Source organism: Collinsella sp. BA40 (genome assembly GCF_008014645.1).
Lineage (GTDB): Bacteria > Actinomycetota > Coriobacteriia > Coriobacteriales > Coriobacteriaceae > Collinsella.
The window spans coordinates 1-23,065 of the sequence record NZ_VOWY01000014.1; the positions used below are offsets into that span (position 1 = coordinate 1).

The following is a 23,065-nucleotide window of genomic DNA, read 5'->3' on the forward strand; positions in this document are numbered from 1 at the left end:
CCAATCGTAATGCCTTGAAGGTGAAAGAGCCGCCCTTACGGACGGCTCAAACTGTAATGGGCGGCGCGATCGCGTTCGGGCACTGGGAAGCCAAGGCGAGGGCGGCGGTCGCTCCGATGTGCCATGCGTATAAAAAACGCCGGCATCTGCGAGGATGCCGGCGTTGGTGCGGGACGTTCGCCTAGGGCGTGGGCGTTGGCGTGGGGGCGGGATCGGGCGACGGGTTCGGAGACGGCTGGGGAGCCGGGTCGGGGGAGGGCTGCGGCGCCGGATCGGGCGAGGGGCTGGGGCTTGGGTCGGGAGACGGATCGGGCGCGGGGTTGGGCGAAGGTGCGGGCGCGGGAGGCGTCGTGCCGCCCGACGTGCCCTCGTTGGGCACGGTGTCGGTGCCCTCGGTCACCTCGTTCTCCTCTGTATTCTCCTCGTTCTCCTCCTCTTCCTTGTCCTTCTCGGTATAGCTACCGCCGGAGAACTTCCAGCTGCTGTTCGCCTTGTACTGCGGGGCGTCGCCGGTGGGGAACTCCTCGCGCTCGACGCCGGCGAGCGCGCTGTTCATGAATGCGCGGAAGATGGGGAGCGGCAGGTCGGCCGTGCCGAAACCCCGGAAGGACGCGTTGGTGCCCGAGCGGCCCGTCCAGATGGAGCACACGAGCTGCGGGGTGTAGCCGCAGAACCACAGGTCGGTGGTCTCGCTCGCGGTGCCCGCGGTACCGGTCTTGCCGGCGATGGGCTGGTTGATGGAGGGGCGTCCGTACACGCCGGTGCCGCCGCCTACCATGACCATCTTGAGCACGTTGGTGATCGCCTCTGCCTGGCCTGCGGTGAAGACCTGTTTGGGGGCATCCTCGTGCTTGTAGAGGGTCTTGCCGTCGCGCGAGGTGATCTCGGTGATGGCCACGGCCTCGCGGTGGTAGCCGCCGTTGGCGAAGGCGGTGTAGGCCTCGGCCATCTCGAGCGGGGTGATGCTGGCGGTGCCCAGCGTAAGCGCGGGGACGTCTTGGAAGTTGGCCTGCTCGCTCTTGGTGTCGATGCCGAGCTCGCGGCAGGTTTCGATAATGGCTTTATTGCCAATGGCCTCGGCTACCTGCACGAAGCCGGTGTTCGACGAGACGGCGGTGGCCTGCGCCAGGGTGCGCGAGCCGTAGTTGTGGTTTCCGTAGTTCTGGAAGACGCTGCCCCACACCTTGAGCGGGGAGGAGCAGTTGAGCACGATGTTGGGGCTCATGCCGGCCTTGATGGCCGCGGCGAGGGTGAAGGTCTTGAAGGACGAGCCGGGGGAGCGGCGACCGAGTGCGTGGTTGACGTGGCTCTCGTTGGCGTTGTAGTCCTTGCCGCCCACCATGGCCTTGATATAGCCGGTCTTGGGGTCGAGGACGACCATGCCGACCTCCAGCGTATCGGCGCCCGCGTCGTTCATGCGCGAGACGGCGGCTTCTTCGGCCTTGGCCTGGAGCGTGGGGTCGATGGTGGTCTTCACGGTGAGGCCGCCCTTGAAGATCATGTCGGTGGAGAACTCCTCCTGGAGGAGCGACTTGACGTAGTCCACGAAGTAGGGGTAGGCCAGGATGCCGTTCATGGGGACGGCCGGGGCCAGGTTGAGCTCGATGGGCTCGGCTTGGGCGGCGTCGTGCTCTTCCTGCGAGATGTCGCCTGCCGAAAGCATGCGGTCGAGCACGAGGTTGCGGCGCGAGAGGGCGTATTCGGGGTTGACCGTGGGGTCGTACATCGACGGGGCGTTGGGAAGGCCCACGAGCATGGCGGCCTCGGCAAGGGTGAGGTCGGCGGCGTTCTTGGACAGATAGGTTTTGGCGGCGGCCTGGATGCCGTAGGCGCCGTGGCCGTAGTAGATGGTGTTGAGGTACATCATGAGGATGTCCTCTTTGGAGTAGACCTCCTCCATCTTGATGGCAATGAAGGCCTCGCGGACCTTGCGCTCGATGGTGTTGTCGAACTGCTCTTCGGAGAGGATGGTGTTGCGGACGAGCTGCTGCGTGATGGTTGAGGCGCCCTCCGAGCCGCCGGTCAGCTGCACGAGGACGGCGCGCATGATGCCGACGAGGTCGACGCCGTTGTGCTCGTAGAAGCGGACGTCCTCGGTATCGACGGTGCCCTCGATGACGTAGGGGGACACCTGGTCGTATGTGATGCTCTCGCGATTCTGGACGTAGAGGCTCGCGATCTCGTTGCCGTTGGCGTCGAGGACCGTGGTAGGTTCGCTGACCAAGTATTGGTTGGCATCCGTATAGTCGGGAAGGTCCGAGAGCCAGCGGTTGATATTGCCCATCATGCCGATGCCGAACGCGATGCCGGAGATCAAGAGAAACCCGAACAGGGAGCCCAGGATGATGGGGAGTGCATGCGTCTTGGACCGCTCGCGCCTATACCGCTCACGAGAACCCATAGATACCTCCTGTACGTTTCATGCGCGCGGACGCGCCGTGAATCATGAGGGAACTTCAAATACTATAGATTACCGCACCTGCCTGCTCGAATCCTTGTGTATCCTAGCCTGCGAGAAAGTTTCAGATAAGCGGCGCGCCCGGGATGCGGCGCGCGGGAAAGCGGAGGTTTGCCATGGGCGTGCGTTTACCGGAGTTGCTTGCGCCGGCCGGGTCGCTGCAGGCGCTCGCGGCGGCCGTCGCCGCCGGCGCCGATGCCGTCTACACGGGCGCGGGAGCCTTCAACGCGCGCGCGGCGGCAACCGACCTCTCGCTCGATGAGCTGCGCATCGCCGCCGGCCTGTGCCATGGCCGCGGCGCGCGCCTGTACGTCACCCTCAACATCTTCGTGCGCGACGACGAGCTGGACGAGGCGGTCGCGCTGGCGGCGGATGTCCTCGAAGCGGGCGCCGATGCGCTGATCGTGGCCGACCTCGGGCTCATCGCCGAGTTGCGCCGTCGTTTGGGAGACGTCGAGATTCACCTGTCGACCCAGGCGGGCGTGCATGCTTCGGACGGCGCTCTTCTGGCCACCCGGGAGCTCAGCGTCTCCCGTGTCACCTGCGGCCGCGAGCTCTCGGTGGACGAGATCGCGGCCATGGCGGTCACCGGCGTCGAGATCGAGGCGTTCTGCCACGGGGCCATCTGCGTGTGCTATGCGGGGGCCTGCTCGTTCTCGTCGCTTCGCCGCGGCCGCTCGGCCAACCGTGGCGACTGCACGCAGCCCTGCCGCCTGCACTACGGGCTCGCGGACGGCGCGGGGCGCCGCGTCGACGCGCGCGAGGGCGATCTGCTGCTGTGCCCGCGCGACTACTTGTCGATCCGCCATATCCCGCAACTCGTGGACGCGGGGGTGGGCGCCCTCAAGATCGAGGGCCGCATGAAGAACCCCGATTACGTCTTCAACGTGGTGGGCTGCTACCGCGCGGCCCTGGACGCGGTTCGCGACGGCCTGCCGGTGGAGGTCGACGCGCTCGAGGCGCAGCTCGCCCGTTCCTTCAACCGCGGGTTTACCACCGATTACCTGGACGGCTCCGCGGGCGCGGGCCTTATGAGCTGGGAGCGTTCGTGCAACCAGGGCCTGCGTGCCGGGGTGGTGGTCGAACGCCGCTACGAGGAGGTCGTGGTCGAGCTCGAGCGGTCGGTCGAGGCGGGCGATACGCTGGAGATCCGCTATATCCCAGGGGAGGAGGCGGCGCCGGATGTGCCGAAGCGCTGGCCCATGGTGCCGTGTCCGGTGACGGCCGCCGCCGGCGCGCGCATCGCCGTGCACTGCAAGCGCAAGGTCTCGTGCGGCAGCGTGGTGCACGTGGTGCGCAGCGCCGGCGTGCTGGCCCGCACGGACGCGGCGGTCGCGACGGTGCTGGACGGCGTCCAGGACGCCGCGCCGCCCGCGCCGGCCGCCCGCGCCGAGGGGATGGGGCCCTCTTGCCGTTCCGGCTCCGCCGCCCGCGCGGGTGCGCGCCCATGCGCGGACGCGGGCCGCACGCCTGCGCGGGCGGTGCTCGTCGAGACGCCCGAGCGCGCCGCGGCCCTGCTAGAGGCCGGCGGGGCCGAGATCCTTGTCCCGGCGTTCGCCGTCGCCGAGACGGGCTGCGGGGCATGGGGATCGTTGCTGGGCCGCTTGACGGTCCTACTCGACGAGGTCTCCCGCGTCGGCGACGAGGCGTTCCAGCGCTCGCTGTGCGCGACGGCCGGCGCCGTGGCGTGCCGCAACCTCACCCAGGTGGCGTACGCCCGCGATGCGGGCGCGGCGTTCGAGATCGCCTCTCCGATTCCCGTGACCAACGTCGCGAGCCTGCATGCCTGCGCGGACCTGGGCGCCCGCCGCGTGTGGCTGCCCTCCGACATGGCTGTCGATCGGGTGGCCGGGTTGGCGCGGGCGGCTGCCGGGCGGGTCCTCGTCGGCGTGGTTTCCTCCGGGCTTCCGGAGCTCATGGTGACCGAGCACTGCCTGCTTACCGCCGAGGGCGCGTGCTCGGGCTCGTGCGGCGGGTGCGCGCGCCGACGCTCGGAGCGCTTTTTGGTCGAGCGCGACGGCACCTGCCTGCCCGTGCGCGTCGACGTGCGCGGCCGTACGCGGATCTACGACGCCGAGCCGCTCGATCGCTCCGGTGACGTGGCGATGCTGGCTACGGCCGGGGTGTCGTGCTTCCTCGAGGCGGACGAGGGCGCCTGCGCCTGGTAGGCGCGGCTTCCCGTATCGCCGCCGGACGACCGGCCGCCGGCTCGTTGCGCCTGCGGCCGGGGTTTGGTTTTAAAATGGCTGGCGCCAAGGCGGTCCAACTCGAGTAAACTAAAAGAATTGCATATTCAAGCACCGCTATGGACAACCAACCTGTGCGAGGGTGCTATCCGATTCTGCAGGAGGGCAGAGCATTGTTGTCAGTCGACGAGCAGATGCGCATCATCACCTCCGGTACGGCGAAGATCGTGCCCGAGGCCGACCTGAGGAAGAAGCTCGAGAAGGGCCAGCCGCTCAACATCAAGCTGGGCGTCGATCCCACGAGCCCCGACCTTCACCTGGGCCATGCCGTCCCGCTGCGCAAGATGCGCCAGTTCCAGGACCTGGGCCATCGCGTGACCCTGATCATCGGCAACGGCACCGCCACCATCGGCGACCCGTCTGGAAAGAACACCACGCGCCCCCAGCTTTCGCAGGAGCAGGTCGAGGCCAACGCCGAGACCTACGTCTCCCAGGCCATGAAGATCTTGGATCCCGAGAAGACCACCATCGTCCACAACGGTGACTGGATGTTCCCCATGGGCCTCAAGGAGCTGCTGGCCGTCGCCTCCAAGTTCACCGTCGCCCGCATCCTCGAGCGCGACGACTTCACCAAGCGCTACCAGTCCCAGACCCCCATCGCCCTGCACGAGTTCCTCTATCCCGTTATGCAGGCGTACGACTCGGTGAAGATCGAGGCCGATGTCGAGATGGGCGGCACCGACCAGCTCTTCAACCTGCTGGCCGGCCGCGAGCTCATGGAGAAGATGGGCATGGAGCCGCAGATCGCGCTCACCATGCCGCTGCTCGAGGGCACCGACGGCACGCGCAAGATGTCCAAGTCCTACGGCAACTACATCGGCCTGACCGACGCCCCCGCGGACATGTTCGGCAAGACCATGTCGATTCCCGACGAGATGATCGCCAAGTACTACCGCCTCGCGAGCTCCAAGACGCTTGACGAGGTCGAGGCCATCGAGGCGTCGCTCGCCGACGGCACGGGCGATCCGTACCAGCTCAAGCGCGCTCTGGCCCGCGATCTCATCACCACGTACCACTCCGCCGAGGACGCCGTGGCGGCCGAGGCCGAGTTCGACCGCGTCTTCAAGGAGAACCAGCTCCCCGAGGACATCGCCGAGATCTCCCTCGATCTCACCCCGGGCGAGGACGGCACGCTGTACCTCGCCGGCCTGCTGAAGGACGCCGGCCTGGCTCCGTCTGCGGGCGAGGCGCGTCGCCTCATCGACGGCGGCGGCGTGAAGATCGACGGCGAGGCCGTGGCTCCCAAGAGCTACAACATCGATGCCTCCCTGCTCAAGAGCGGCGTCGTGCTGCAGGTTGGCAAGCGTAAGTTCGCTCGCCTCGCCTAGTGATCCGATAGGGGCGGGCGTTCCCAGCGCGCCTTGCCAGATCGTATCGAACCGGGTGTCGGCCCTCGTTGGCCGGCGCCCGGTTTTTTCACCCGAAGAAGGCCGTGGAAGCGCGCGCGTCCTTGCTCCGTGCGGTCCGTTGCGAATCGCGGCTCGCATGCGTTGCATGGGGCATCTGCCGCCGCCCGCGGGCCGATGTCGCTGCCGGCCCGTCGTTGCGCGGCATGCGGTATTCGGCGTCGCCGCGCCGTACGGGCTTCTCATGGGAATCGCTTCGCGGGCGCGGGATGTATCGCTCGTTGGGTACCATGGTTCATGGGGCGGTGCGCAGCGGCGCCGCCGATCCGCGTTTCCTGGAATCGGAACAAGGGGAGGGCCCATGATCAAATTGATCGCATCCGACATGGACGGCACGTTGCTGGACGAGCACGGCGAGGTTCCGCCGGAGACATTCGAGCTCATCGTCGCCTTGCGCGAGCGTGGAATTCATTTCGCCGCCTCATCGGGTCGACGCTACGACCGCCTGTGCCAGTTCTTCGCCCCGGTGAGGGACCAGATGGATTTCGTAGCCTCCAACGGCGCCCAGGTCTACGTGGAGGGACGCCAGGTGGGGCGCGAGGTGTACTCGCATCTCTCCATCAAGCGCCTCGCCCGCACGGTTTCGATGTTCGCCAACATGCACCTCGCGCTGTTCGACAGCACCAAGTCCTATCTGCTCGACGACGAGTGCAAGTTCGTGCGCGAGGTCGACAAGGACCTTCCCAACGTCGAGCGCATCTGGAAGCTGCCCGCGGCCACGGTCAACATCATCAAGGCGTCGATCTTCTGCGACGACGGCAACGTGATGGACAACGCCTACGTGCTCGCGCGCGAGCTGGGCGACGAGTTCGTATTCGCCCCTTCGGGCAGCGCGTGGATCGATTGCATGCAGCCGCATGTGAACAAGGCATCGGGCGTGGCCGAGCTCATGGACCATTACGGCATCGAGCGCGAGGAGGTTATGGCCTTCGGCGACTCCATGAACGATTACGAGGCGATTCGCTTCGTGGGCACGGGTTGCGCGATGGCGAACGGCCGTCCCGCCCTGCGCGCCGTGGCCGATCGCGTGGTGGGGTACAACTACGAGCACGCGGTCCAAAACGAGATGCGCGGGCTGCTGGAGTCGGCGTAGGCGCGGCAGATCGCACGCGAGCCTCGGCCGTGCGGCCGTCGACTGCAGGCCGCCCGCAGCGCCCGCATGGCCTATGCGCGCGCCAGGAGGTCCAAGATAAAGAGACCCGCACCGTCCGCATCGTTCGAGGCCGCCACGGCGTCGGCAGCCGCGCGCACGGCGTCTTCGGCATTCTGCATGGCAACGCCGGTGCCGGCGATCTGCAGCATCGAGACGTCGTTCATGTTGTCGCCGAACGCTACGGCCTCGGAGGTGGAGATTCCCAGCTCCGCGCATAGCCAGCGCAGCGCGCTGCCCTTGGATGTCCCCGCGGCCATCACCTCTATGTTCATGGAATACGAGCGGGTAACCTCGATGCCGTCGACCGCGGCCAGGCGCACGCGGATCGCATCGCGGTCGACGGGGTCCTTCCAATAGATCGCCACGCGCTCGAGGTCGCGCGCGCCGTCGATGATCGCCTCCGGCGTCGCTTCGAGTGGGATGCGCGTGGCGCGCAGGGCGCGTACGATATGGGGGTCGGCGACGTATTCCTCGAGCCTGTCGTACATGGATCGCTGCGTGTAGCAGTCGCCTCCCGCGAAGATGTCGAAGGTTACGTCGTAGTCGCGCGCGATCTCCCATATCTCGTGAGCCTTCGCGCGGCTAAGCCCCGCGAGGTGTAGGGTCGTCGCCCTGCTCGTGTCCTGCGGCCGCTCGCCGTCGAGTCGCGCGATCACGGCGCCGTTGGAGCTGACGGCGTAATGGACGGCCGGATGGGCGAGCACATCGGCGGGGATGCCCGACAGCGGCCTGCCCGTACAGGGGACGAATTCCAAGCCGGCCGCCGCGAGGGCGTCGAGCGCCTGCCAGCCTGCGGGGCCGACGTGCTTGCGGGTATCCAGAAAGGTGCCGTCCATATCGGAAAAGATGATCATTCGATTGCTCCTCGGGTGCGGGCGCCGACCGATGGCGCGCGTTCACGCGCCGCTGCGGCCTGGTTCGATGCGCGTCTCGGGTCGGATACGGGCGCGGTCGGGCTGCGGCTTAGCGCTGCGCGAGCGGGACGTATCCCATATCGTCCATCACCGCGTTGTACGCGGGGCGGATGATACGGTGCGCGCCGAAGAGCTCCTCCATGCGGTGCGCCGACCAGCCGGCCGTGCGCGCCACGGCGAATAGCGGCGTGAACAGGGCGGGCGGGATGTCGAGCATCGTGTAGATAAAGCCCGTGTAGAGGTCGATGTTGGCGCAGATGGGCTTTTTGGTGCCGCGGACGGAGCGCATGACATCGGGCGCCAGACGCTCGATGCTCTCGATGAGGGCGAACTCCGCACCCAGCCCCTTCGCCTCGGCCAGGCTGCGCGCATAGCGTTTGCAGAGCTTGGCACGGGGGTCTGAGAGCGTGTAGACCGCGTGCCCCATGCCGTAGATGAGCCCGGATCGGTCGAATGCCTCGCGGCGGAGCAGCTTTTCGAGATAGGATGCCAGCTCGTCGTCGTCTTCCCAGTTGGACACATGCGCGCGGATGTCCTCGTGCATGCGCACGACCTTCTCGTTGGCGCCGCCGTGGCGCGGGCCCTTGAGCGAGCCGATCGCCGCGGCGTATGCCGAGTAGGCGTCGGTAGCCGAGCTCGACAGGACGCGGCAGGCAAAGGTGGAGTTGTTGCCGCCGCCGTGCTCGGCGTGGAGCATGAGCATCACGTCGAGCAGCATGGCCTCTTCGTGCGTGTAGCTGTCTTCGCCGCGCAGGATCTGCAGGATCGTCTCGGCCGTGGAGAAGCCGGCATCGGGCAGCGGGACCTGCGGGCGTCGTCCCTCCTGGCGAGCGATGGCGAAGGAGTGCGCCATCGCGGCGATGCGCGGCAGCCTGGAAAGCAGCGAGACGGCGACGTCGATCTCGTGTTCCGGCGAGGTGTTGTCGGGTTCGGCGTCGAACGCGTAGAGCAGCAGGACGGCGCGCATGAGCACGTTCATGATGCTGCTGGATACGGTGGTGATGGGGAACTGGGCGACGTAGCCCTCGGAGATGTGGCGGTATGCGCCCAGGCGCGCCTGGAAGTCATCGAGCTCGTTCGCGGTGGGCAGCGATCCGGTGAGCAGGAGGTAGGCGACCTCTTCGTAGCCGAAACGGTCCTCTGCCTGCGCGTTGGTGATGAGGTCCTCGATGTCGTATCCGCGCAGCGTGAGCTTGCCCTCATCGGGCACGAGGACGCCGTCCACGATGTTGTAGCCGTGGACGTCGCAGATGCGCGTGAGGCCGGCGACCACGCCGGACCCGTCGGAGTTGCGCAGGCCGCGCTTGACGTCGTGCTCGGTGAACAGCAGCTCGTCGTAGGGCTCGCTGGGGGCACCGTGGTAGAGGCGCTCGCTTTCGTCGGAGACCTTGCGGCTCGCTTCGTAGTCTATGACGAGGCGGCTGAGCGCGTCGTCGAAGCGATAGAAGATGTTCTGCGTGGTATATGCCATTGCCTCTCCGATCTGTGCGGGTCCGCGCTCCGCGGCTCCAGGGGGATTAGAGCCGGTACATGAACTTGAAGACGTCCTCGCGCTGGACGGTCACGGTCACGCCCACGGCGTCGCCCGCGTCGGCCAGCGTCTTTTGGAGCTCGGCGAACTCGAGCGTTGCGGCGGACATGTCCGCGAGCATGGTCATGGTGAAGATGTCTTCGATGATGCTCTGCGTGATGTCGCGGATATCGACGTTCGTCTCGCCCAGCACCTTGGAGATTGCGGCGACGATGCCGGCGCGGTTCTCGCCCAAAACGGTGATGACGATGCGGTCGGATGCGGTTTGTGCCATGATGGGGCCTTTCTCGTACCGGGCAAACGCGAAAGCGGTGCACGTCGTTGCAATAGAATGCTCACCATTGTAGCGGGTTCCATGTATCCCCGCGGCGCCTTGCGCGAGTATTACATGGCTGTAACCCCGCGTATGCGCGCGTCGAGGCGGACGAACGACTGCTCTCATGGTGCTTTTGTGGGCTCGGCGGACAGCTGGCGAGTTGTGATAAAGTAGTCAAGCTATTTTGCCTTGGTCGGAAACCAAGGCACCCCTTTAGTCCTGGTCGGTAACCAGGACGCGAGTTATAAGAGGAGCCCTGCATGAAGTCTGGAATCCATCCCGAGTACGTGGAGTGCACGGTGCGCTGCTCCTGCGGCAACACCTTCACCACCCGTTCCACCAAGTCCGAGATCCTGGTCGAGCTCTGCAACGAGTGCCACCCGTTCTACACGGGCCAGCAGAAGTTCGTCGATACCGGTGGACGCGTCCAGCGCTTCGCCGACAAGTTCGGTGGCGCCGCCCAGGCCGCCCTCGAGCGCGAGGCCGCCAAGAAGGCCGCCAAGGCCAAGGCCGCCGAGGAGCTCGCTGCCAAGCAGGCTGCCGAGCGCGAGGCTAAGGCTGCCGAGAAGGCCAAGCGTGCCGAGAAGTTCGCCGCCGAGGCCGCCAAGAAGGCTGCCGAGGCCCCCGCTGAGGAGCCCGCTGCCGAGGCCGAGACCGAGGCTGCCGCCGAGTAGTCCGCTCGCATCCGCATAGCGCACGAAGATCCCCGCACCCTTTTCAGGGTGCGGGGATTTTTTTATAGCGCGACCATGCGGTTCGTGGGCGTTATGTGCAAACGGGGGACTCCTCTGCCCAGGCTGGATGGAGGCCCGTCCGCGGGTAGAATGAACAACGTTCAAGTGAACAAAGTTCAACATAAGGACGGCGGGGACGATGCGTGGCTGCGACGGATGCCGCGGCAGCGTGCGGTCCGGGACCGCCTTGGAAAGGGGAGATATCCATGAAGATCGGATTCGTTGGCAAGGAGGCCCTGCTGGGTATCGCCGGCGCCGTGTGGTGCATCGCCGGGTTTAACATCGTGCGCCTGGGCATCCTGGCCTATCTCGAGCAGAGCTGGCCGCTCATCATGCTGCTCGTTGCGGGCAGCATCGCGGTGTTCGCGGTATTTTGGACGAAGGTGTTCTCGAAGATGCTCGCCAAGCACGTCGACCGCATCCTGGCGTACGCCGACCCGCAGCCGTTTTGGCGCTTCTTCGATCGCCAGGCGTTCATCATCATGGCCATCATGATGACGGTGGGCATCTCGCTGCGAGCCTTCTCGCTGGTGCCCAGCTGGTTCATCGCGTTCTTCTATACGGGGCTGGGCGTTGCCCTCACCGGCGCCGGCGTGGGATTCCTCGTAGAGTGCGTCCGCGCGGTCGGCGAGCGCCGCGCGTAGGGTTCGGACCGAGTCGCGCGACCATCTGTAAGCACGTTCGGCGTCAAAATGCAAAACTTGTATCGGCGTGCGTCGCTATTGGTCGACAAGCGGTCCGGCCCAACGTGATTCTCATCATCTTGCATGGTTTATACGTGTGAACGCAATCTCGCTGGGCGCTTCATCCTTTAAACCGCTAAAGTTATGGTCGTCTGAGTGTATTCAATGAACCCGATCGGCGTACGGCGCGTCGGCAGGCTCCGTGCACGGTGCCATACGCTGCTGCCCGCGCCTTTCGCCGTCGGGATGAATGAAGAGGAAGCCACATGGGATTCGTTTCTAAGCTGCTCTCGTTTGGATCCGATAAGGACCTCAAGCGCTATCAGAAGCTCGTTACCAAGATCAACGGGCTCGAGCCCACCTATGTTGCCATGAGCGACGAGGAGCTCCGGGGTCAGACCGATCTGTTCCGCAAGCGCTACGCGGATGGCGAGTCGCTCGACGACATGCTGCCCGAGGCGTTCGCCGTCGTCCGCGAGGCGTCGAAGCGCGTGTCCGGCATGCGCCACTTCGACGTGCAGCTCATCGGCGCCATGGCCCTGCACGAGGGCCACATCGCCGAGATGAAGACGGGCGAGGGCAAGACGCTCGTCTCCACGCTCGCCGGCTATCTCAACGCCATCGCCGGCAAGGGCGTCCACGTCGTCACCGTCAACGACTACCTGGCCAAGCGCGACTCCGAATGGATGGGCCGCATCTACCGCTTCCTCGGCATGACGGTCGGCCTGCTGCAGAACGGCATGCCGCTCGAGCAGAAGCGCCCGGCCTACCAGGCCGACGTCACGTACGGCACCAACTCCGAGTTCGGCTTCGATTACCTGCGCGACAACATGGTCACGCGTCCCGAGCGCCGCGTCCAGCGCGGCCACGCCTACGCCATCGTCGACGAGGTCGACTCCATCCTTATCGACGAGGCCCGTACCCCGCTCATCATCTCGGGCGCCGGCACCAAGTCGGCAGATACCTATAAGAAGTTCGCGCGCGCCGTTCGCGGTCTTGAGCGCGGCGAGGAGGCCCAGCACGATCCGCTGTCCGGCCTCGAGCCCCAGGAGGCTACCGGCGACTTCGTGATGGACGAGGCGAAGCACACCATCGCCGCCACCGAGCAGGGCCTCAAGAAGATCGAGCAGCGCCTGGGCATCGAGGATATCTACGCCGACCTGTCCGGCCAGCTGGTCAACCATCTCCAGCAGGCCCTGAAGGCGCAGTACATGTTCCATCGCGACAAGCAGTACGTCGTCGCTAACGGCGAGGTCAAGATCGTCGACGAGTTCACCGGCCGCATCATGGAGGGCCGCCGCTACTCCGAGGGCCTGCACCAGGCCATCGAGGCCAAGGAAGGCGTGCTCGTTCGCGAGGAGAACCAGACGCTCGCAACCATCACCCTTCAGAACTATTTCCGCCTGTATGACAAGCTCTCCGGCATGACCGGTACCGCGCTCACCGAGGACGCCGAGTTCCGCGAGATCTACAAGCTGGCCGTCCAGGTGATTCCGCCCAACCGCCCCGTCGCGCGCCAAGACCACGAGGACCTGGTCTACCGCACCATCGACGCCAAGTTCAACGCCGTTGCCAACGAGGTCGAGGCCCGTCATGCCAAGGGCCAGCCTGTCCTGGTGGGCACCGTCTCCATCGAGAGCTCCGAGCGCCTGTCGCGCCTGCTGAACAAGCGCGGCATCCCGCACGAGATCCTCAACGCCAAGTTCCACGAGCGCGAGGCCCATATCGTCGCGCAGGCAGGTCGCAAGGGCGCCGTCACCATCGCCACCAACATGGCCGGCCGCGGTACGGACATCCTGCTGGGCGGTAACGCCGAGGAGATGGCCCAGGAGCAGGTCGCGGGGATGGATTTCGGCATCGACCAGGCCCTGGTCGAGCGCATCTTCGCCGAGGGCGAGCTGGCTCGCCAGTCCGTCGAGACCCTTGCCGAGCGCGGTATCGAGGTCGAGCCGGAGGTGCTCGAGCATCTGACGGCCGCCTACGACGAGGCCCTGGCCGCCGCGAAGGAGACCTGCAAGGCCGAGCGCGCAGAGGTGCTGGCAGCCGGCGGCCTCACGGTCATCGGCACCGAGCGCCACGAGTCCCGCCGTATCGACAACCAGCTCCGCGGCCGTGCCGGCCGTCAGGGCGATCCGGGCGAGACCCAGTTCTACCTGTCGCTCGAGGACGACCTCATGCGCCTGTTCGGCGGCGACCGCATGGACAAGATCTCCAATATGATGGTGTCCGCCGAGATGGGCGACGACATGCCCATGCAGCACAAGGTCATCTCCAAGGCCGTCGAGGGCGCCCAGCGCAAGGTCGAGAACATCAACTTCTCCATGCGTAAGAACGTCCTGGAGTACGACGACGTTATGAACAAGCAGCGCCAGGTCATCTATGCCGAGCGCAACAAGATCCTGGACGGCAAGGACCTCTCCGAGCATGTCGACGAGGTCATGTCCGACACCGTTCGCCGTTGCGTCGCCGAGTTCTGCCCGGCCGACGCCCGCGGCGCCGAGGCCGATCTCGAGGGCCTGCACAAATGGCTCGTCGAGCTTACCGGCCATCTGGATGCCCCGGAGTTCGAGGCCAAGGACGCCGAGGCCCTTACCGGCGAGGTGCTCGCCTATGTGGACGGCATCTACGACGAGAAGGCCGAGCGCCTGGGCGAAGAGCTCATGCGCGACCTCAACACCCAGGTCATGCTGCGCGTCATCGATACGCGTTGGATGAACTACCTGCAGGAGATGGACTACCTCAAGCAGGGTATCGGCCTGCGCGGTTTCGGTCAGCGCGACCCGCTGGTCGAGTACAAGACTGAGGCCTTCGGCGCCTTCCGCATCCTGGTCGACACCATGTACGAGGACTACCTGCGCACGGTGCTGCGCGTCGAGCTGCGCCAGGCTCCCGCCCCGGCTCCCGAGGACCCTGCCCTGCGCGGCGCGACGTATTCCGGTCCCGAGCAGGTCGACGGCGATTCCGGCTCTTCCACGCTGCGCCAGCAGGCAGCCGCCAGCGCCGCCAACGCTGCGGGCTCCGCGCCCGATGCGCATGCGGGCGCCGGTGTGCGCACCTACCGCAAGGATGAATCGGGCGACCCGTACGCAAACGTGGGCCGCAACGACCTGTGCCCGTGCGGCAGCGGCAAGAAGTTCAAGAACTGCCACGGCAGGAATAACTAATGGCCGCTGCGACCGAGTCGGCCGCAGCTATCATGATCGACCTCGACGAGCTGGGTTCCCGCCTCGGCGAGGTCGAGTCATATCTGCGGCTCGAGGAAAAGCGCTCCCGCGTGGGCGAGCTCGAGCAGATGAGCGCCGCCCCTGGTTTTTGGGACGATGGCGATCGCGCTCGCTCGCTTATGGAGGAGCTGGCGCGTTGTCGCGACGATGTGCAGCTGGTCGAGGGCGCCCATGGCCGTCTGGCCGACGCGCGCGCCGCTTTGGAGCTCGCCGACGAGATGGAGGGCGAGGAGGCGGCCGAGCTGATCGCCGAGGCAGCGGCGACGGCGACCGCGTTGGCGCGCGATATCGACGAGATGGAGCTTTCAAGCTGGTTTACGGGCGAGTTCGACCACGGCGACGCCATCGTTACCATCAAGCCGGGCCAGGGCGGCCTGGAGGCCCAGGACTGGACCTTCATGCTGTTCAAGATGTATATGAAGTACTGCGCCCGCCGCGGTTGGAAGGTCACTATCAACGATTGCCCGGCCGCCGAGGTCATCGGCATCGACCGAGCCACCATCACGGTGCAGGGTAAGGATGCGTTCGGCATGCTGCGCGCCGAGGCGGGCGTGCACCGCCTGGTGCGCATCTCGCCTACGGACGATAAGAAGCGGCGTCAGACCACCTTTGCGGGCGTCGAGGTCATTCCCGTGCTGCCCGACGACATCGATATCGAGATCGCGGCCGACGACATCCGCGTGGATGTCTACCATGCGAGCGGTCCGGGCGGTCAGGGCGTGAACACCACCGACTCCGCCGTGCGCATCACGCATCTGCCCACCGGCATCGTGGTTACCTGCCAAAACGAGCGCAGCCAGATCCAAAACAAGGCCGCGTGCATGCAGATCCTCAAAGCCCGCCTCTACGAGCTCGAGCTCGAGAAGCGCGAGGAGGCTCTCGACGAGATCCGCGGCCCCAAGCACGCCATCGGTTTCGGCAACCAGATTCGCAGCTACGTGCTGTATCCGTACCAGATGGTGAAGGACCTGCGCAGCGGCGTGGAGACGGGCAACGTCGAAGCGGTCCTGGACGACGGCGACCTCGATCCCTTCGTCGTGGGCTACCACCGATGGGCTACCGGCAAGGCCGAGGCGGCCGCCCCCGCATCAGACGACATCGACGCATAAGGACCATATGGGAAAGCGCATCAATATCCGCCGCATCATCCAGTCTCAATTCGTAAACGACCTGCCCATCGTCATGCTCGGCTGCGCCATCGCGGCCTTCGCCACCGACGCCTTCATGGTTCCGAACGGCCTGGCGGCCGGCGGTTTGACGGGCCTGGCCACGATCATCGCCGAGCTGGGGCGCCGCAGCGGCATCGACCTGCCCGTCGGCTTGCAGACCATCGTGATGAACGCCCTGCTGCTGCTCGTGGTCATCCGCGCCGGCGGGTTCAAGTACGCCGTGCAGACCATCACGGGCTTCGTGCTGTTCGGTTTCTTCACGGACCTGTTCGCACCCTTCGTGGTGCCGCTGAGCCATAACGACCTTACGCTCTCGGCGCTTTGGGGCGGCATCATATCGGGCCTGGGATACGGCCTGGTATTTCGGTGCGGCGCCAATACCGGTGGCTCCGATACGATCGGTCAGATCATCTCGCGAAAGAGCTCGCTGCCCGTGGGCGGTACGGTTATGGCGATCGACGTCGCGGTGTGCGCCGCGTCGGCCCCGGTGTTCTCGCTTGCCAACGCGCTGTACGCCGCGCTTGCCATGGTGGTCATGGGCTACGTGGTGGACATGGTGGTCGACGGCGGCAACAGCCAGCGCGCAGCTTTCATCATCTCCGACGCGTTCGCCGATATCGAGCGGGATATCCTGCATGAGATGGATCGCGGGTGCACGCGCCTCATGGCGCAGGGCTCCTGGACCGGCAAGGACCGCCCCGTGCTGTTCTTCGTGTTCAGCAAGCGCGAGATCTCCATTATCAAGACGGTCGTGTACGAGCACGACCCCGACGCGATTCTGGTGATCACCGATGTGAACGAGGCGATCGGATACGGTTTCAAGAAGGCGGGGGAGTAGCCCGCCTGGGAGCGCATGCTGCCCGCCCGCCGTCGATGATGCTGTTAAGCGGTCCTACGGGGCCGCTTTTTGCTAACCTGGCGTCCGCGCCGCATCTCCAGCGTGGTTGAGTCGCGGGCCATCCCGTCGCCTGCTGCAAACGGCAGATGGCGTCGGGGGCAATCTGCTTTAAAATGTCTCCGTACCCTGATTGTTTGGAGTGACCATGGCCGAGCCGTTCGACAACGACCTCGATCTACACGATTCCATAGAACCATCCCTCGCGCACCGCGTCGTGCGCCGTGCCGCGGGGGTCCATTTCGGTGCGCCCACGCAGGTGCTGCCCGACGACCTCGATGAGCGCGCGTCTCTGCATCGAGCCGTGCACTTCGCGTCCGCCGCGAACGTCGATGGAGAGGATGCCGCCGAGTCGACCGCATCCGTGGGCGTCGCTGTCTCCGCATCCGCCGGGGCCGATGCGCCCGAGTGCTCTACGGCGCAAGCCGCGGAGGGGCTCGTCGCCGGCCGACCGGCCGCCACCGCCACCTCGACCTATGCCGCCGCCTGCGAGCTCGTGGCCATCGCTTTGCTCGATATCGCCGAATACGACCAGGCGGTAGGCTCCCTCACGCAGGTGCTGCCCGTCGTTACGGCCGCCTATACGCAGGATGGCCGCGATGGCTGGACGCAGGCGATTCCGCAGGCTGCGGGTTCGGGCAGCCCCCTGGACGCTGCTGAGGACAAGCCCCGCCGCCGCGTGAACCGCGCGGCAGTCGCGGCCGTGGCGGTCGTGCTCGCGCTTGTCGCGGCCGTGGGCGCGTTCTTCGTGCTCGACGGGCCCGGCTATATCGCATCGATGACGGCGGAGGTCGACGAGGCTGCGGTTTCGAGCGTGCTCGAGGCCAACACGACCCTTATGGCCGGATTCGCGTCGAACGACTACGTGGCCCAGACGCCCTATGCGCTTTCCGATGTTCGCATAGAGTCCGCCGATCGCCAGGAGGACGGTTCGGTCACGGTGGACGCCACCGCCGTATTGAGCAACGAATCCTTCGTGAGCGACTGCGTGCTGCAGCTGAGCTTCGTGCATTCCTCCCAGCTCGACCGCTTCCCGTCTATCCAGGGCGTGGAGCATGCCGAAAGCCCTGATGGCGAGTGGACCGGCACGCTGCTGTCGTCCACGGCCACCACGCGCGCCATAGCCGGGGTCACGGTTGATCCGGACTTTGGGGACGGGTTCGCGCCTGCGTTCGACGAAGCCTCGCAGACGTGCACCTTCACCGCATCCTCCGGAATGGAGCTGTGGTTCGGCGCATGGAGCTACGCTACCCCGTATACCTATACGTTCGATGGCACGGCGTGGACCCGCGCTGCGGGCGATGCGACCTCGACGTTCGCTTACAACGCCGATGCCATCGCGGGATCCTATGCAGCCGGAGCGGGTGATTCCGCGCGCCTCACGAGCTTCAAGATCGTGAACTTCGACACCGAGTCCGGCACCTTCACGCTCGAGTACAAGGCCACGAGCACGGGGTTCAATCCGCAGGCGATCTCGGGTGTGATCTCATGCGCGATGAGCGTGTCCGAGGGCTCCGAGGGTAGCGGCGACTTCAGCCAAGCCGACGGCTACGTGTACACCTTTGCCGGCGACGGCTCGAGTTCCGCAGGCGACGGCGCGGCGCACATCGAGGGCGTGTTCGGCCTCGATGGCGAGCTGTTCTTCGACTTCTCGGGCGACTACACCAAGCCCGCGTTCCTTTTCGGAAACCCCACCAACGAGACCATGTCCATCTCGGGCACGGTATCTAAGGCGGGCTAGCGCGACCGGTTGCGAAGGCCCCCGCTCCGTGAGCGGCGTCGGTGGACGGCTTAACGGCGTCCCCGGCGCCGCTTCGCGTCAAAACCGTGTGTTTTAATTCACGTTTTTCATTGCGCCGCACGGCTGTTATAGTTGAAACCGTGTTAATCGCTCCCGTACATGAAGGGAAAGGCATGTCAACAGAAACGCTTAGGAACGCGTGTGTGCGCACCGACGGCGAAATCGAGCTCGTGGCCAATCGCATGCGCCGCGATATCATCGAGATGCTGGAGGCTGCGGGCTCTGGTCATCCCGGCGGATCGCTGTCCGCCGCCGACATCATGGCGACGCTCTATTATTCCGGCGTTCTCGCGTGGGATCCGGCCGATCCGTGCTCGCCCGAGCGCGATCGGTTCGTTCTGTCCAAGGGACATGTCGCCCCCGCCCTGTACGCGGTGCTGGCCCAGATGGGCTATCTCCCGCATGAGGAGCTGACCACGCTCCGCAAGCTCGGCAGCCGTCTGCAGGGCCATCCGGATTCCAACCTCTGCCCCGGCGTCGAGGTGGGTACGGGCTCGCTGGGTCAGGGGCTGTCCATCGCCGCCGGCATGGCCATGGGCCTGGCACTCGACGCCAAGGCGTCCGGCGAGGAGCTGCGTCGCGTCTTCGCGCTCACCGGCGACGGCGAGCTGCAGGAGGGCCAGAACTGGGAGGCCCTCATGTTCGCGGCCCATCGCAAGCTCTCCAACCTCGTGGTGCTGGTCGATAACAACAACCTGCAGATCGACGGCCACGTAACCGATGTCTGCAGCATCGATCCGCTCGATGAGAAGCTCCGTGCGTTCGGCTGGCACGTCATCACCTGCGACGGGCACGATGTCGCGGCTATCCGCGCCGCGCTCGCCGAGGCCGTCGCGTGCACCGCATCGCCCGCGGCCATCATCTTCAAGACCATCAAGGGCAAGGGCGTCTCCTTCATGGAGGACCAGGCAAGCTGGCACGGCAACGCGCCGAGCGCCGAGCAGGCCGCTCAGGCATTGGCAGAGATCGACGCGGTTGGCGCCCAGCTCGCGGCAGCTGCGAAGGAGGCGTAACGGTTCTTATGGCAAAAGCTACTCGTGCGGCATTCGGCCCCACCCTGCTCGAACTCATCAACGAGGGCGTCGACGTCATGGCCGTCGATGCGGACCTCGCTGGTTCCACCACGACGGCTAAAGTCGCGGCCGAATATCCGGATCGCTTCGTCGAGGTGGGTATCGCCGAGCAGAATATGATCGGCGTCGCCTCTGGCCTGGCGCTTACGGGCCGTACCGTCTTCACCGGTTCGTTTGCGGTCTTCGGTTCCGGTCGTTGCTGGGAGCAGATCCGCAACACGGTCTGCGTCTCCAACCTCGATGTGAAGGTGTGCCCCACGCATGCCGGTATTACCGTGGGCCCCGATGGCGAGACCCATCAGGCCCTTGAGGATATCTCGCTGATGCGCGTGCTTCCGCATATGCGCGTGCTCGTTCCCGCCGATTACAACGCTGCTCGCGCAGCCATTCGCTTCGCAGCCAAGACTCCCGGTCCCTTCTACGTGCGCATGGGCCGCGAAAACCTTCCCGAGGTGTACGGCGAGGACTTCGCCATCGATTCCGAGGCGTTCGCACAGGTCGTCCGAGAGGGTTCGGACATCTCCATCATGGCATGCGGCGTCGAGCTCGCGCACGCCCTCAAGGCGGCGGAGCTTCTGGCCGAAGAGGGCGTCTCCGCCGAGGTCGTGGATATCATGAGCGTGAAGCCGCTGGACGAGGAGACCATCCTGGCGTCTGCCGGCAAGACCGGCCTCGTGCTTACCGTCGAGGAGCACAGCATCTACGGCGGCATGGGTTCGGCCGTGGCCGAGCTTCTCGCCGAGAAGCAGCCCTGCCGCGTGAGCCGCCTGGGCATGACCGGTTTCGGCCAGTCCGGCACCGCCGCCGACCTGCTCGAGCACTACGGCCTGGATGCCGCCGGCATCGCCGCACGCGTTCGCGAGCTGCTTGCATAACACGTTTCTCCATGCTTGTTAACAGCCGTTCGGGCAGGTGCCCGGGCGGCTGTTTTGCATCGCGCTAACATGGTCGCTCCTTGCAAATCCCGTGTCGCTTCTGTGCGCATGGATAGGACTTGGTAAAATAATCGAGCTCAAGAAGTTTAAACGCACGACACGAAGGAGCTCTAGTGGGTAACCACTTCCGTACATCCGGAGACGAGCAGTCCGCGTTCGCGCCGACGACGCCCGAGGGCGTTGCGGCTCCCGCCGATGCCGTTGCATCTCCGGATACCCAAGAGCAGCCTATGACGCTGCAAGAAGATCTGTTCCCCCAGACCGACATCCCGGCACCGCTTCATGCTCATGCTGCAGCCGCCGCAGAAGCCGCTTCCGATGCTTCTGCACCGGCTTCGCCCGTCGAGGCGGCGCCCTCCATGTTCAACGTCCCCTCGCCGGTGGATGCGCCCGTTTCCACGCCGTCGCTGGCGTCCATTCCGGATCCCATGGTCCCCGCTGCGGCGCCCGCGCCCCATCCCGACGTCTTTATGACGGCGGCCGGCCCGGCCGTGCCCTCCACGGACGCCGACGAGGCACGTCAGGTGCACGATGTGGACATGGCGCTGCAAAACCCCGATTTCACGTCGGTGTTCTCGCCCGCGGATCTTGATCGCGCCGCACAGCGCCAGAAGGCTACGCGCCAGGCGGGCGTGGAGCCGGTGATTCACATCGAGCACCTCACCAAGGTATATCCCGCGCAGCCCAATAAGCCCGCTTTGGACGATGTGAACATTTCCATCTATCCCGGCGAGTTCGTCTTCCTCGTCGGCCATTCCGGCTCTGGTAAGACCACGCTGCTCAACACGCTGCTGCGCAATGTCAAGCCCACTTCGGGACGCGTGCTGGTAGCCGGTCACGACCTCATGACGATCAAGAATCGCAAGGTCCCGCTGCTTCGCCGCCAGATCGGCGCGGTGTTCCAGGACTACAAGCTCCTGCCCAACAAGACCGCGTTCGAGAACGTGGCCTTCGCGCTGCAGTGCATCGGCAAGCCCCGCGGGGTCATCCGGGCCCAGGTTCCCGAGGTGCTGCGCCTCGTGGGCTTGGCCGAGAAGATGGACATGATGCCCGACCAGCTTTCCGGTGGCGAGCAGCAGCGCGTCTCGGTGGCGCGCGCCATGGTCAACCGTCCGCCGCTGCTCATCTGCGACGAGCCCACGGGCAACCTCGACCCCGCCATCTCGCTCGGCATCATGAAGCTGCTCGAGCGCATCAACCGCACCGGCACCACCGTCATCGTGGCTACGCACGATCGCGAGATGGTCGACTCGATGCACCGTCGCGTCATCGCCCTCGAGGGCGGCCGCGTCATCCGCGATCAGGAGAGGGGAGGCTACGGCAACTATGGCTCCTTCTAATCTGGGTTATTCCCTGCAAGAGGCAGGTAGGCATTTCGTGCGCAACTGGACCACGTCCCTGGGCGCCGTCATCACGATCTTCCTGTCGTTGTTCATCATCGGCCTGTTCATCGTGGGCTCCGCGATGGTCAACGCCGTCATCGGCGACGTCGAGCAGCAGGTCACCATCACCGCGTTCATCTCGGATGATGCCTCCGACGAGGCCGTCGAGGAGTTCCAGGACAAAATCGAGGGCTGGGACAACGTGAAGGACGTCACCTTCAAGTCGAAGGAGGACGCGCTGGAGAGCTATCGCGAGAGCTCCAGCAAGGCCGATGCCACCATCAGCGCCCTCGATGGCGAGAACCCGCTGCCCCGTTCGTTCGTCATCGAGATGAACGAGCCCTCGCAGGTCGAGGGTATGGCCGAGAAGATCAAGTCCGATGAGGACTTCCGCCAGATTGTCGACGACGACGATCCGAGCGTCGACGATATCGAAGCCGATGTCGACGCCTCCGTGCTGTACGGGCAGGAGGAGGTCGGTCGCATGTTCCAGATGATCGACTACATCCGCTTGGCCGCCGTCGTGCTCGTCGCCCTGCTCACGTTCGTGTCGTTCATCTTCATCAACAACACGATCCGCCTGTCCATCACCGCGCGCCGCCGCGAGATCGCCATCATGCGCCTGGTGGGCGCTTCCAACGGCTTCATCCGCGGGCCGTTCGTGACCGAGGGCGTCGTCCAGGCGCTGCTGGGCTCCTTGCTGGCCATTGGTTGCCTCGAGCTCGTGCGCAACCTGGTTATGCCCATGGTGCAAAACGGGCTGTCGTGGATGGCTATCGAGATCCCGCTCAACGTATACCTGGCAACCTACGGTTCCCTGGTGCTCGTCGGCGTGTTCATCGGCCTCTTTGGCTCGGCCATCGCCATGCGCCGCTACCTGCGTGTCTAGCCGTCTGCGCACAATCTATGCCACGTACGGGCCGGGGGATTCCCTCGGCCCGTTTTTTGTTCGCCACCTATTGCCGCGGGCTTATGGCGCTCGGCCCGGCTGCAGACCGCGGATGCCCGGGTATGCGCCGGATGGGCGCTCATCGTTCGCCTCGGGGTCGCGTATGCCCTGCAAGGGCTCGCGATGCGCGGGGCCGCGCTTTGGGTAGAAGGGAAGAACGTACATTTCGAGATGCCCGCCGGGGCGTCGATGACAT

General features: G+C 65.6%; 18 protein-coding genes. 14 read left to right on the forward strand and 4 right to left on the reverse strand.

Translation table 11 applies throughout. The features are described from left to right. A partial coding sequence (locus E4J93_RS08170; RefSeq protein ID WP_222705703.1) for a hypothetical protein occupies positions 1–185 on the forward strand: 185 nt, incomplete at its 5' end. Here the strand turns inward: E4J93_RS08170 and E4J93_RS06715 are convergent. Further along, positions 182–2,401, reverse strand: a complete 2,220-nt coding sequence (locus E4J93_RS06715; protein WP_147588699.1) for a transglycosylase domain-containing protein — start codon at positions 2,399–2,401, stop codon at positions 182–184. The genes E4J93_RS08170 and E4J93_RS06715 overlap by 4 nt on opposite strands. A gap of 173 nt (positions 2,402–2,574) precedes the next feature. Between E4J93_RS06715 and E4J93_RS06720 the strand changes: the two genes are divergently transcribed. The 3 genes from E4J93_RS06720 (at position 2,575) to E4J93_RS06730 (ending at position 7,203) form a co-directional block, all read left to right on the forward strand. Continuing rightward, positions 2,575–4,626: a peptidase U32 family protein gene (locus E4J93_RS06720; RefSeq protein ID WP_187231643.1), complete on the forward strand. Its 2,052-nt coding sequence runs from the start codon at positions 2,575–2,577 to the stop codon at positions 4,624–4,626. Between the two features lie 191 nt (positions 4,627–4,817). Then, a complete protein-coding gene (tyrS, locus tag E4J93_RS06725) occupies positions 4,818–6,032 on the forward strand; it encodes a tyrosine--tRNA ligase (protein ID WP_187231649.1) in 1,215 nt (404 codons plus the stop codon). Positions 6,033–6,411: 379 nt separating this feature from the next. After that, a complete protein-coding gene (locus E4J93_RS06730; RefSeq protein ID WP_147588701.1) occupies positions 6,412–7,203 on the forward strand; it encodes an HAD family hydrolase in 792 nt (263 codons plus the stop codon). Between the two features lie 71 nt (positions 7,204–7,274). Here the strand turns inward: E4J93_RS06730 and E4J93_RS06735 are convergent, their stop codons facing one another. The 3 genes from E4J93_RS06735 to E4J93_RS06745 all read right to left on the reverse strand — a co-directional run bounded on the left by E4J93_RS06735 (position 7,275) and on the right by E4J93_RS06745 (position 9,982). Then, complete coding sequence (locus E4J93_RS06735; RefSeq protein ID WP_147588702.1) at positions 7,275–8,117, reverse strand: Cof-type HAD-IIB family hydrolase; 843 nt, start codon at positions 8,115–8,117, stop codon at positions 7,275–7,277. A gap of 109 nt (positions 8,118–8,226) precedes the next feature. Further along, complete coding sequence (locus E4J93_RS06740) at positions 8,227–9,648, reverse strand: citrate synthase (RefSeq protein WP_147588703.1); 1,422 nt, start codon at positions 9,646–9,648, stop codon at positions 8,227–8,229. 46 nt (positions 9,649–9,694) lie between these two features. Then, positions 9,695–9,982: an ACT domain-containing protein gene (locus E4J93_RS06745; RefSeq protein ID WP_147588704.1), complete on the reverse strand. Its 288-nt coding sequence runs from the start codon at positions 9,980–9,982 to the stop codon at positions 9,695–9,697. A gap of 302 nt (positions 9,983–10,284) precedes the next feature. Between E4J93_RS06745 and rpmE the strand changes: the two genes are divergently transcribed. The 10 genes from rpmE to ftsX all read left to right on the forward strand — a co-directional run bounded on the left by rpmE (position 10,285) and on the right by ftsX (position 22,809). Then, the gene (gene rpmE / locus E4J93_RS06750; protein ID WP_147588705.1) at positions 10,285–10,698 is read left to right on the forward strand and encodes a 50S ribosomal protein L31; all 414 of its coding nucleotides are present in this window, start codon (positions 10,285–10,287) and stop codon (positions 10,696–10,698) included. A gap of 266 nt (positions 10,699–10,964) precedes the next feature. Continuing rightward, positions 10,965–11,402, forward strand: a complete 438-nt coding sequence (locus E4J93_RS06755) for a hypothetical protein (protein WP_147588706.1) — start codon at positions 10,965–10,967, stop codon at positions 11,400–11,402. Positions 11,403–11,707: 305 nt separating this feature from the next. Further along, on the forward strand, positions 11,708–14,605 hold the full coding sequence (gene secA / locus E4J93_RS06760) for a preprotein translocase subunit SecA (protein WP_147588707.1): 2,898 nt from the start codon (positions 11,708–11,710) through the stop codon (positions 14,603–14,605). Then, entirely contained in the window at positions 14,605–15,774 is a 1,170-nt protein-coding gene (gene prfB / locus E4J93_RS06765) for a peptide chain release factor 2 (protein ID WP_187231644.1), read from the forward strand. The genes secA and prfB overlap by 1 nt, the downstream gene beginning before the upstream one ends. Positions 15,775–15,781: 7 nt before the next feature. Continuing rightward, positions 15,782–16,672: a YitT family protein gene (locus E4J93_RS06770; protein WP_147588708.1), complete on the forward strand. Its 891-nt coding sequence runs from the start codon at positions 15,782–15,784 to the stop codon at positions 16,670–16,672. Positions 16,673–16,877: 205 nt separating this feature from the next. Next, positions 16,878–18,470 (forward strand): hypothetical protein, encoded by a 1,593-nt coding sequence (locus tag E4J93_RS06775; RefSeq protein ID WP_147588709.1) that lies wholly within the window; start codon positions 16,878–16,880, stop codon positions 18,468–18,470. Between the two features lie 173 nt (positions 18,471–18,643). Beyond that, complete coding sequence (locus E4J93_RS06780; RefSeq protein WP_147588710.1) at positions 18,644–19,543, forward strand: transketolase; 900 nt, start codon at positions 18,644–18,646, stop codon at positions 19,541–19,543. A gap of 8 nt (positions 19,544–19,551) precedes the next feature. Then, entirely contained in the window at positions 19,552–20,478 is a 927-nt protein-coding gene (locus E4J93_RS06785; RefSeq protein WP_147588711.1) for a transketolase family protein, read from the forward strand. A 173-nt stretch (positions 20,479–20,651) separates the two neighbouring features. Continuing rightward, on the forward strand, positions 20,652–21,878 hold the full coding sequence (gene ftsE, locus E4J93_RS06790) for a cell division ATP-binding protein FtsE (RefSeq protein WP_147588712.1): 1,227 nt from the start codon (positions 20,652–20,654) through the stop codon (positions 21,876–21,878). Then, on the forward strand, positions 21,865–22,809 hold the full coding sequence (gene ftsX / locus E4J93_RS06795; protein ID WP_147588713.1) for a permease-like cell division protein FtsX: 945 nt from the start codon (positions 21,865–21,867) through the stop codon (positions 22,807–22,809). Before ftsE ends, ftsX begins: the two co-directional genes overlap by 14 nt. Positions 22,810–23,065: the final 256 nt, after the last annotated feature.

What these genes read in the sequence shown, in the direction of transcription:
- E4J93_RS06715 (WP_147588699.1), bottom strand. Translation starts at nt 2,401, where the DNA reads ATGGGTTCTCGTGAGCGGTATAGGCGCGAGCGGTCCAAGACGCATGCA.
- E4J93_RS06720 (WP_187231643.1), top strand. Translation starts at nt 2,575, where the DNA reads ATGGGCGTGCGTTTACCGGAGTTGCTTGCGCCGGCCGGGTCGCTGCAG.
- E4J93_RS06730 (WP_147588701.1), top strand. Translation starts at nt 6,412, where the DNA reads ATGATCAAATTGATCGCATCCGACATGGACGGCACGTTGCTGGACGAG.
- E4J93_RS06735 (WP_147588702.1), bottom strand. Translation starts at nt 8,117, where the DNA reads ATGATCATCTTTTCCGATATGGACGGCACCTTTCTGGATACCCGCAAG.
- E4J93_RS06740 (WP_147588703.1), bottom strand. Translation starts at nt 9,648, where the DNA reads ATGGCATATACCACGCAGAACATCTTCTATCGCTTCGACGACGCGCTC.
- E4J93_RS06745 (WP_147588704.1), bottom strand. Translation starts at nt 9,982, where the DNA reads ATGGCACAAACCGCATCCGACCGCATCGTCATCACCGTTTTGGGCGAG.
- rpmE (WP_147588705.1), top strand. Translation starts at nt 10,285, where the DNA reads ATGAAGTCTGGAATCCATCCCGAGTACGTGGAGTGCACGGTGCGCTGC.
- E4J93_RS06755 (WP_147588706.1), top strand. Translation starts at nt 10,965, where the DNA reads ATGAAGATCGGATTCGTTGGCAAGGAGGCCCTGCTGGGTATCGCCGGC.
- secA (WP_147588707.1), top strand. Translation starts at nt 11,708, where the DNA reads ATGGGATTCGTTTCTAAGCTGCTCTCGTTTGGATCCGATAAGGACCTC.
- prfB (WP_187231644.1), top strand. Translation starts at nt 14,605, where the DNA reads ATGGCCGCTGCGACCGAGTCGGCCGCAGCTATCATGATCGACCTCGAC.
- E4J93_RS06770 (WP_147588708.1), top strand. Translation starts at nt 15,782, where the DNA reads ATGGGAAAGCGCATCAATATCCGCCGCATCATCCAGTCTCAATTCGTA.
- E4J93_RS06775 (WP_147588709.1), top strand. Translation starts at nt 16,878, where the DNA reads ATGGCCGAGCCGTTCGACAACGACCTCGATCTACACGATTCCATAGAA.
- E4J93_RS06780 (WP_147588710.1), top strand. Translation starts at nt 18,644, where the DNA reads ATGTCAACAGAAACGCTTAGGAACGCGTGTGTGCGCACCGACGGCGAA.
- E4J93_RS06785 (WP_147588711.1), top strand. Translation starts at nt 19,552, where the DNA reads ATGGCAAAAGCTACTCGTGCGGCATTCGGCCCCACCCTGCTCGAACTC.
- ftsX (WP_147588713.1), top strand. Translation starts at nt 21,865, where the DNA reads ATGGCTCCTTCTAATCTGGGTTATTCCCTGCAAGAGGCAGGTAGGCAT.